Origin of the sequence: Microvirga pakistanensis (genome assembly GCF_004458765.1) — a bacterium.
Taxonomy (GTDB): Bacteria; Pseudomonadota; Alphaproteobacteria; order Rhizobiales; family Beijerinckiaceae; genus Microvirga; species Microvirga pakistanensis.
The window spans coordinates 41,520-50,392 of sequence record NZ_SPJX01000251.1; the positions used below are offsets into that span (position 1 = coordinate 41,520).

Consider the following 8,873-nt stretch of genomic DNA (forward strand, 5'->3'; position numbering starts at 1 on the left):
GCGCAGGTGATCCTTAAAGCCAGAGCCGAAACCATTTTTGCGGTCAATCAAGGAGAACGGCGTACACGACGATTGAACCATTCCTTCGAAGCAACCCATTTCTTGGTGCTCCAGATCGTGAAGTTCGCGATGGGTCTGCGCAGGAATGGGATATCATAGGCCAGCAGAAGCAGCCCGAGCGGAATCATCCAGACCCCAAGGATCGGCACCACCGGCGCCAGAAGACCGCCCAGCACGAACAATACACCAAGCGGGAGCCGGACCCATCGAGCATTGGGATGACGCAGGTTGCGGACCTGTCGGGCCACGCCTTCCGGCACCTCTTTCTCAAGATGCAGGAACGCCTCCCTGAGCTTGGCCTTGCTGCTCTTTCTCATTCAAGACTCCAAGCCTAGCTGTTTCATCGATCGGCATGCGAACATGATCAACGACGTTAATGCTGGCGTTGCGCGGCAGTTCGAATAGGTCGATTAGATCGCCGCGGCGGGGCACGAGGATGCGGTTCGAAGAGGGCACTGCGATCCTGAATGCGGTTGCAGCGCAAGCTGCCATCGTTAGCCCAGCCATCGCCGAACACCTGCCCGGGAACGCGGTCAAACAGTCTCGCCACCTGCGTCGTTGTCGCCCCTCGGTGACGCAGAGTACTCGGGAACGACGGCTTCTGGGCACCTTCCGGAGGTACGCCGAACTTCTGCCAAGGCGCGACGAGCGGACCTTTATTTGGTTCTCTCAACATTATGTTTCTGCCCATTTCGGACGTTAGCCGTAGCCTGCGGACTGGAAGGATTGGTGGATTCGAAGGCCGAGTGGGCGCAGCAACCGCCGAGGCGCCACCAGTTTATCTGACCCAATCCGCTCAGGAAATCCAAGTACAGCATCGCCAATTCGCCCAATTGGCGCTACGCTGGGCCGGTGCCGCCCGGATGCCATAGGCGCCGAACCATGTCAGTGGGAACTATGCCAGCAGGACTGGCAAACGCCCTTTCGCACGCACGCCATCTGCCTCTTGGCACGCTGGTGTTCCTGCTGGCTGGAGCGCTGGCTCATGCGCAGACCCAGGCCACCTCTTCGAACCCCTTTGCCGGCTTTGCCGGATCATGGTCGGGCAGCGGCACGGTAGCCCTGTCGAACGGCACCACCGAACGCCTTCGCTGTCAGGCCACGTATGCGGTGACGTCCGCCGGCACAAACCTTCGGCAGAATCTTCGCTGCACCAGCGACAGTTACAATTTCGAGCTCAGGACGGACATCAATGCCGAGGGAGGACGTGTCGCTGGCCTTTGGATGGAAACCACGCGCAACATGCAAGGGAGGATCTCCGGCCGGGTCTCGGCAGGACGGATCGATGCCGTGGCAGAGGGACCCGGCTTCTCGGCAGGAATTGCCATGGCTCCTCAAGGTACGCGCCAAGCGGTGAGCATCCGCTCCCAGGGCACCGAGCTATCGCAGGTGTCGGTTACCATGGTCCGGGCTCGATAGCCGGGATGTTCGAGCGTTTCAGGAGTTTTGCGAAGGCGCAAACATGGAGACACAGGCGCGGTTCTCGCTCATCGGACTGTTCACGCTTTGTGTGGTCGCGGCCGCCTTTGGTTTTGTGTACTGGCTGCGCGGCACCGGCGGATTCAGCGACCGTGAAATCTATCGCGTCGTGTTCGAGACCCCCGTCACAGGGGTGCTGCCGGGCTCGCCGGTCCTGTTCAACGGCATTGCGGTCGGGGAGGTCGCCGACCTGCGGCTCAACCCGGGTGACCCCAATCAGGTGATCGCCACACTTTCCCTTGACCGCAGCACTCCCGTCAGGAGCGACACTCAGGCCGGCCTCGTATCCCAAGGCCTCATGGGTGCGCCGACCATCGCCCTCCAAGGCGGCACGCCCACCGCGCCGCGCCCCAGCTCAACGGGAGGTGCACCTGTTCTGAAGGCGGATCCGGACGCGAGCCAGGATCTGAGCCAGGCGGCGCGGGGAGCCTTGCGGCGCCTCGATACTCTGATTGCCGATAATGCGGAACCGCTGCACGGCATCCTTGCCAATCTCAATGCCTTCTCAGAGGCTCTCGCGCGCAATTCCGGCCGCCTCGACCGGATCCTGGACGCCCTTGAGCGCCTTGGCGGCGGAGGGCCCTCCAAAGCGCCGGCCAGGATCTACGACCTGTCGGCGCCCCGCGCCTTCCCACCCGTCGACAAGGTTGCAAGCGGGCAGCTGGCGATCCCAGAGCCGAGCGCGATCGTTCTGTTCGACACACAAAAGATCCTCGTGCGGCCGCAGGAGGAAGAGAGCGTCGCACTGGACTCACAATGGAGTGATAGCCTGCCGAAGCTTCTGCAGTCAAAGATCATACAGAGCTTCGAGAATGCGAACTATCCGCAGGCTGTCGCGCGTCCCACGGAAGGCCTCACAGCTGACTACCAGCTCCTGATCGACATCCGCAGCTTTCAGGTGGAGCTGCTGCCCGAACCTAGCGCTGCTGTTGAGTTCTCGGCGAAGATCCTGGCCGGAGACGGACGGCTCGTCGGCTCGCGCGTTGTGCACGCAAGCGTTCCGGTTCAGGCCACAGATGCGGCAGCGGCGGCGGCAGGCCTCAACGAGGCCTTCGGCAAGGCCGCAACTGAACTGGTGCTTTGGGTGTCGAATATCATTTAAAGGACCCGATCTGACGCAGAACCATCAGCATCGGGCTTTGTGACCTCCTTCAACCGGCAGAGGAGGACATGATGGCTGGGTCGTCCGCCTCTTGATGATTGCAGCGGGTTTCGTGACGAGCTGGTTTGTGGCGAAAAACGGCGTGAACTTCGGCGTCGTCCAGATGATGGCGGCGCTCCTGCTGCTGACGTTCATCCTGGCCGTGCTGGCGTTTTGGCCGTCCCGCCGGACGGTCGGGCTCAATCGCCTACAGAGATCCCGACAGCTGATGTCATGCGCCTGTTCGCCAATGGGATTCGAACACGGGCGAACCTGAAGCCATGTGACCGGAGGTTTTGCGAGGAACCCCGCCCTTCGCAGCGAGATCCTCGCCATCCTGGATGGCGCGAACGACATGACCCCCGCGACCACCCGCCCCGACGGCTACCCGCAGGCGACAACGGTGAGCTACACCCACGATGGATTGACCCTCTACCTCGGCTGTGGGGCTTCTCGCAGAAGGCCCAGAACCCGGTGGGCAATGACCGAGTCTCGTCGGCGATCAATCTACCCTATGTGAATTGGGGCGAGATCCGCGCCGTGTCGGTGGGCGGCCGGGCGACATAGGTCAACGACCCGGGCGAGGTCGAGCACGCGGCGCGGCTCCTGGCGCGGAATTTCCCCGAAGGGATCACTGAGTATGCATATGACGTGCTGCTGGGCGTTGCCTTCTTCCGCGTCACGCCGGAGGTGATTTCTGTGCTCGACTAACGCAGGGGCTTTGGGCACACGGACCTAGTCAGCGCTGCCGGCGCCTTGGCAGAGGCTCCCGACATTGTCGATGCCAAATGAGGAGGCGCAACGAGGTGGCGAAGCTGAACTTTCCCCTGATGCGCGTGCAGGCGGAGCACGTAGGTTCTGTATGACAGTCAACGCGATGGGCTGAGGATACGGCTGTTGGCTTGGTGAGAGTCGTCCAGATAGGAACGTGGGATGCGGCAGCGCGGACTAAGCGTTGATCGGCCAAAACCAACAGTCCGTCTACCGCTTTGGAGGTAGGAGCAAGCCTATGTATCAATAGCGCCCCCTACCGGCCCTCCGAGACTGATGACATCAGCCGCTAGGTGCAGGTTGTCCGTGAGTTCGCTGGGACGATCTCGGAATTAGGCCGGACTTCCGAGAAGTGGCGAAGAGCCGACCATTATACAGCCCGCTTACGGCCTCTTTGACCCAAGATGACCTTCAAGTCGCGAGTGGTTCGATGGAAGGTGCTATAATCCGCAGCAGAGTGGTTATACCTGAGCATCCTGATGGAGCCGAGGCATGAGCGATCAGTGGCAATACCAGTTGCGGCTCTACTTAGCTCACGAGCTTGCGGAGACTGCACGGCATGATGCAGGCGCTCCGGCGCTCGGAACGCTGCGCCGCATCCTAGAAAAGCACGACGCAACCATGAAATGCCAACTCGATGCTTTTGCAAACTATGTGGCGCAGGCCGAGGCGGATGGGGTCGAGCGCTACCCACTCTACGAATGGACTAAGGCAACCATCGAGGATCCTGTAAAGAAGGCCAAACACCTCAAATCGTTTGCTCTCCACATCAAAGGCAGGGAAGTCTACCCGAAGGAGGAGGCGGATGCCCTGGAGGCTGATTTACGACCCCTGGTGGATGGCACGGCGATCACACGATTGTCGCGTCACGACACAAACCCCGCCAATAACCCCCAGATGCCAGACCGCTTTCGCAAACCCCAGGCATAGTGAGTTTCAGCCACCATAGGACGCCCGGTCTGCTTTGAGAGCAATGTCAGACATCCACCAGCCCTCCTTGCCCAAGCGCATTCCCCTGGAGCTTGCCGTACTCGAAAAGCAGGCACCCTTGAGTTGCGTGAACACAAGGTGCTGCGAGACGATCATAGATCGCTCGGTACCGACGACATCAGGAACGCGTCGGCGCTCTTCATGATCAAGCCTCATGCACGATCCGATCGCCGGCCGGGTCGCCACCCGCCGGGAGGATGCATAGCGCCTCAGCGGCGGCCTGGCGGGCATCCGCCAGTTCCATTCGGGGACAGCGGGCGAGGGTGAGCTTGCGAGGCTTGCCGTCGGCCTTATGGCGGACGCTCCAACTTTTGGCGCGACCGGGCTCAAGGATGAGGTAGAGACCGACCGACGCCTCGTCGGGGATCTCCAACCCCCTGGCTGGATCCCGTTTGAGGTTCTCGATGATCTTCTGGTTCAGCGGGCGCGCCATCAGTCACCTGTGTCACGGATGGAGGCTGGCCAGCCGTGTTTCCCGCGTCAGGGCCGGGGCCTATCCTCTGGCCGCATGGGAAGCAGCAGAATAGCAAAGTTTAGGGTGTGGTGATCAACGGCATGGACTGAGGATCGCGGATTGAGCAGTACGTGGTTTCTGGCAGGCGGCACCATGGGCCCCGCAGCTGTCCACCAGACCCACTCTAAATAGTTATCGAACAGGTGCTGGCTTCTGCTGACCAAGAAGCCATGCTACCTTTACTTCAAAGAGTCTTCGAAGTGCCCCTCGCAGTACTTCGGTTCAGGCCCTGGACCGAAATGTAACATCGCAAGTTCAAGGCGAGCCTGAGAGGCTGAAATGACGCAAGATCCGGACGGGCCGGTTATTGGGAAACGTACCACCGGATGTCGCGTCGACATCCATATCAAGAATAAGGGTGACGTTCACGTCCACGCCTGCTGCTCGGACGATAAGGATGCGACGAAATCCCCCTGCCCGGGCGAGGAGGTGCCACCCCGCATCGTGGGTGCCTGCATTCCGCTTGGGTTGGGTTGCAAGCCGAAGCAGAGCCGCACTCATAAGCTCGAGCGGCTGCGCGCCCGCACCTCCATTCCGAGCGTATTGGCTGCATCGTTTTTCCAGACGGCACGACGGCATCTGGCGGGACACAATGCAGCAAACGATTTCGAAGCCGCAGTCTTTCCAGTGTTTGAAAACATGTCGCCCACGGTTCGGGCGGTCCTGGCGTGCGCGGTCGACAGCTACAGGACGACGGAGCCCGATTTGCGAGATGCGGGGCTGGAGCCATCGCTCCTTGCTGATCCCACCAAGCCCGTGGATATGGCGACACTAACGACGGCAGTCGTCCAGGAGATAAAGCTGCGGTCTGCCGAGGCGGCGTTCGGAGACGCCGCCGCGCTCCAAGAGCGGCCGGGTCTCAATCGATTCTTCAACCCTGGCGGCGAGTTCTTCGAGGCCCAGCTGCAGATTTGCCGGGTCAATAACCTCCGTACGGCCTCCCATCGACCTCCCATATCGCTGGGCGACAGGCTCCCGGCGGAGATCCAGCAAAAATGCGCGCTTGTGCTGGGCGCCGACGGGGTAATTCGGCAGAACTGCAGCGTCCAAACCGGCAACTGCCCGGGCAATGAATTGCCCGACTCGGTTTGCGCGAGGGTGCCCGACGTCGCCAACGGTGACAGCGTGATGCTGAGCGGCGTCAACTTCATGAACCTCGACATCAAAGTGCGCCTGAAGGCGCGGGACGGGTCTGGCTCTGCGGAAGTGGATGCGCATGTCTTTGGCGATCTGACCACCCCCTTGTCTGAGCAGATCAACGGACAGACAGCGCTTATTCGCGATTGCCGCGTGAAAGATCAGTTGAGCTTCGTCATACCGGACGACCTGCCCCCTGGCATCTATGAGTTGCAACTGGCGATGCCAAACACCACCGGACTTCCGATTTTCGGCCCAACGGTGCTGTCGAACGTTGAGTTCATCAACATCGTGCCGCCGGAGACGGCACGGTTTCAGATAGTCGCGGAGCGGTTGCGCGCTCGGCAGGAGACTTCGCCGCAGTCCTTCGGTTCAGACGAGGTCGCGCTCACTTTCCTCGCAGCGGAGCTTCTGCCAGACGGATCAACCGGCTCGTTGCAGAAGCTTACGAAGCGTTTCAGCGATGTCGATTCAGGTGAGAACCGGACAATCGAGCAACCCGTATTCAACCAGTCCCAGCCGGCACTCGGGTTGGCGATGAGTGTGGTCGGCTTCGAGGTCGACAGTGAGCGCGCGTTTCGTGAGCAGCTGAACGATTTCCAGGACGCCTTCGTCGACTATCTGAGTCGGGCGTGGGAGAAGTTGAAAGAGACGCTGTCGGCCGGGGCAGGGGCAGCGATCAAGGCCCTTGGCTTCGTCAAGGGAGCGATCGCGATCGCCATCGCCGCCGTGGTGGGCATTGCCGTCATAGCCGTCATTGCGCGCTGGGCGCCGGCGGACCTGATCATGGATGACGCGATCGGATTCTCGGTCATCGAGCTGGCGGAACTAACCAACGTTGATTTGCCGATCAGTGGTATCACGAGGCACCCATCACCCCAGGATCTAGAGGTGGTGGTGACACCACTCGGCAAGACCGCGTTAACATATCGGGAGTTCCGCGAGTACGTGGCCGAGGACGAGGATAGCCGCTACGAAGTTCACTTGCGCTACAACAGAACGGCGTAGCGCTTCGCAAAAAGGACGAACGGATTCAAATTCACGGCCATATATCAAGACAGATGTTCGGGTGTTGTCACTTTGACTCGGCCTGAGGGGAGAGCGCGTAGGCGGGCTGACATGATCAATCCCGCCAGCCGCTAGCATCACCGGTTTCCGTTCCAGATCTTCGCCAATCCGGTCCGGGTGCATTTCGGCAGCCGTCTCGTGCATGTGATGTCGGGTGTCCTGCCCAGCTGCAGCTCGAAGGCTGCATCATGCCGGAAGGGAGAGTGCATGATCCAGAACTCGGAGCCCCACCCGTTGCGAGAGCGTGTTCTTGCGGAGGTTCACGCCCGCCCTTTCTCTCCCATCTCAACCCCAAGGCGACTCCTGCATCTTGCCTATGTGACAAACCCGGATGCAGCAGCTGTCCATTGGGGCGCGCTGACGGAGCTTTGTGCGTGCTGCGGCTCACCTGGTCCGACAATCGATGCGAAACACCTTCGCATAGAGGTGCCAGAGGGTGTCCTAGTATGGGAGAGCCATTCGGAGTTTACCACTTGCACCTGGGAGTTCACGGTCCCGGACTGTTCCGCGGCGGAGCCGTTCCATCCGTCTGCAAATTTCTTCCTGAGGCAGGTGAGGCAACTGCCACCTCCGGGTCAACTTCTTGTTGCCGTCGACCTGCATCTCGTTCCGGGCGGCGATATCCGGGCCAGTTTGCAGGAAGTCTTTGGCCAGACGCAGATCGCAGCCTCGGAAGCGGAGGAGAGCAGGGCTCTCATTGCAACGGATTTCAAGCCGGATGCCGACGGCTGGGTGCGGGTTCTGACCATCAACCGCGGCCTGACGCCGGACCAAGCTGGAGCGCTGGTGCAAAGGGTGCTCGAAATCGAGACCTACCGGACATTCGCCCTCCTTGGGTTGCCGGAGGCGCAGGCGCTGGCGCCGTCGATACGCCGGATCGAGGTTGAGCTGCCGGATCTTCTGCGGCAGATGCGGGAGAGTGACGATTTCGAGGCCAATCACCGACTTCTCAACCGCATCACGGCACTTGCGGCGGAGCTGGAGGCCGGTGCGGCCGCCAGTCTCTACCGCTTCGGAGCAACGCGGGCCTATGACGAGCTCGTTCGCCTGCGTCTGAATGCCATCGGCGAGCGCCCGGCGTCAGGGATGCAAAGCTGGTCCGGCTTCCTGTCCCGCCGATTGAATCCCGCCATGCGTACCTGCGCCTCGACTGAGGAGCGGCAGGTCAACCTGTCGCGCAAGCTCGCTCGTGCGGCGCAGCTTCTGCGAGCGCGCGTGGACGTGGCCCTAGAGCAGCAGAACCGCAGCCTGCTCGAAGCCATGAACGAGCGCGCCCGGACCCAGCTCCGACTGCAGCAGACGGTCGAAGGACTATCGGTCGCCGCGATCACATACTATGTTGCGAGTCTGGCCCATCTCTTGTTTGAAGGCGCGCATGCGGCCGACCTTCACGTGGATCCCAATGTGGCGACCGCGTTCACCGTACCGTTCGCCCTCATCGGAGTGGCCTGGCTGGTTCGGCGGATCCGCCGGAGCCACAGCATTGATTGATGGCCAGAACACCGAACAGCACAGCCAATGAACTCTGCGGCCGGTTCAGGAGGGGGAACATCGAAAGCGAGACCGTGCGATGTTGAGCAGCTCTGCTGGGGAAGGCCTGTGATCGGCACACCTAAAACAGAACAATCTTGTCAGCTGCGCGGGGTAAAGCGGACGCACTCGGACGGGTTGGACATGTCAGGTCCGGCTGCCGATGTGGCCGGCAAAATCGAG

General features: G+C 61.2%; 8 protein-coding genes. 6 read left to right on the forward strand and 2 right to left on the reverse strand.

The window, feature by feature from the left end:
• Positions 1–47 precede the first annotated feature (47 nt).
• The gene (locus tag E4K09_RS14395) at positions 48–377 is read right to left on the reverse strand and encodes a hypothetical protein (protein ID WP_134498115.1); all 330 of its coding nucleotides are present in this window, start codon (positions 375–377) and stop codon (positions 48–50) included.
• Between the two features lie 565 nt (positions 378–942).
• Here E4K09_RS14395 and E4K09_RS14400 point away from each other — a divergent pair.
• From E4K09_RS14400 to E4K09_RS14420, 4 genes are all read left to right on the forward strand, one after another.
• Positions 943–1,479 (forward strand): hypothetical protein, encoded by a 537-nt coding sequence (locus E4K09_RS14400; protein ID WP_244610502.1) that lies wholly within the window; start codon positions 943–945, stop codon positions 1,477–1,479.
• Between the two features lie 43 nt (positions 1,480–1,522).
• Positions 1,523–2,641, forward strand: a complete 1,119-nt coding sequence (locus E4K09_RS14405) for an ABC-type transport auxiliary lipoprotein family protein (RefSeq protein ID WP_134498117.1) — start codon at positions 1,523–1,525, stop codon at positions 2,639–2,641.
• Positions 2,642–2,753: 112 nt separating this feature from the next.
• Positions 2,754–2,957: a hypothetical protein gene (locus tag E4K09_RS14410; protein WP_166802322.1), complete on the forward strand. Its 204-nt coding sequence runs from the start codon at positions 2,754–2,756 to the stop codon at positions 2,955–2,957.
• Between the two features lie 986 nt (positions 2,958–3,943).
• A complete protein-coding gene (locus E4K09_RS14420) occupies positions 3,944–4,381 on the forward strand; it encodes a hypothetical protein (RefSeq protein ID WP_134498121.1) in 438 nt (145 codons plus the stop codon).
• A 205-nt stretch (positions 4,382–4,586) separates the two neighbouring features.
• On the opposite strand, the gene E4K09_RS14425 is transcribed toward E4K09_RS14420, so the two are convergent.
• Complete coding sequence (locus E4K09_RS14425; RefSeq protein ID WP_134498123.1) at positions 4,587–4,874, reverse strand: integrase arm-type DNA-binding domain-containing protein; 288 nt, start codon at positions 4,872–4,874, stop codon at positions 4,587–4,589.
• A gap of 360 nt (positions 4,875–5,234) precedes the next feature.
• Between E4K09_RS14425 and E4K09_RS14430 the strand changes: the two genes are divergently transcribed.
• Both E4K09_RS14430 and E4K09_RS14435 read left to right on the forward strand, forming a co-directional pair.
• The gene (locus E4K09_RS14430) at positions 5,235–7,100 is read left to right on the forward strand and encodes a hypothetical protein (protein ID WP_134498125.1); all 1,866 of its coding nucleotides are present in this window, start codon (positions 5,235–5,237) and stop codon (positions 7,098–7,100) included.
• A 267-nt stretch (positions 7,101–7,367) separates the two neighbouring features.
• Positions 7,368–8,651, forward strand: coding sequence for a DUF3422 family protein (locus tag E4K09_RS14435; protein WP_244610503.1), 1,284 nt, complete (start codon positions 7,368–7,370; stop codon positions 8,649–8,651).
• Positions 8,652–8,873: the final 222 nt, after the last annotated feature.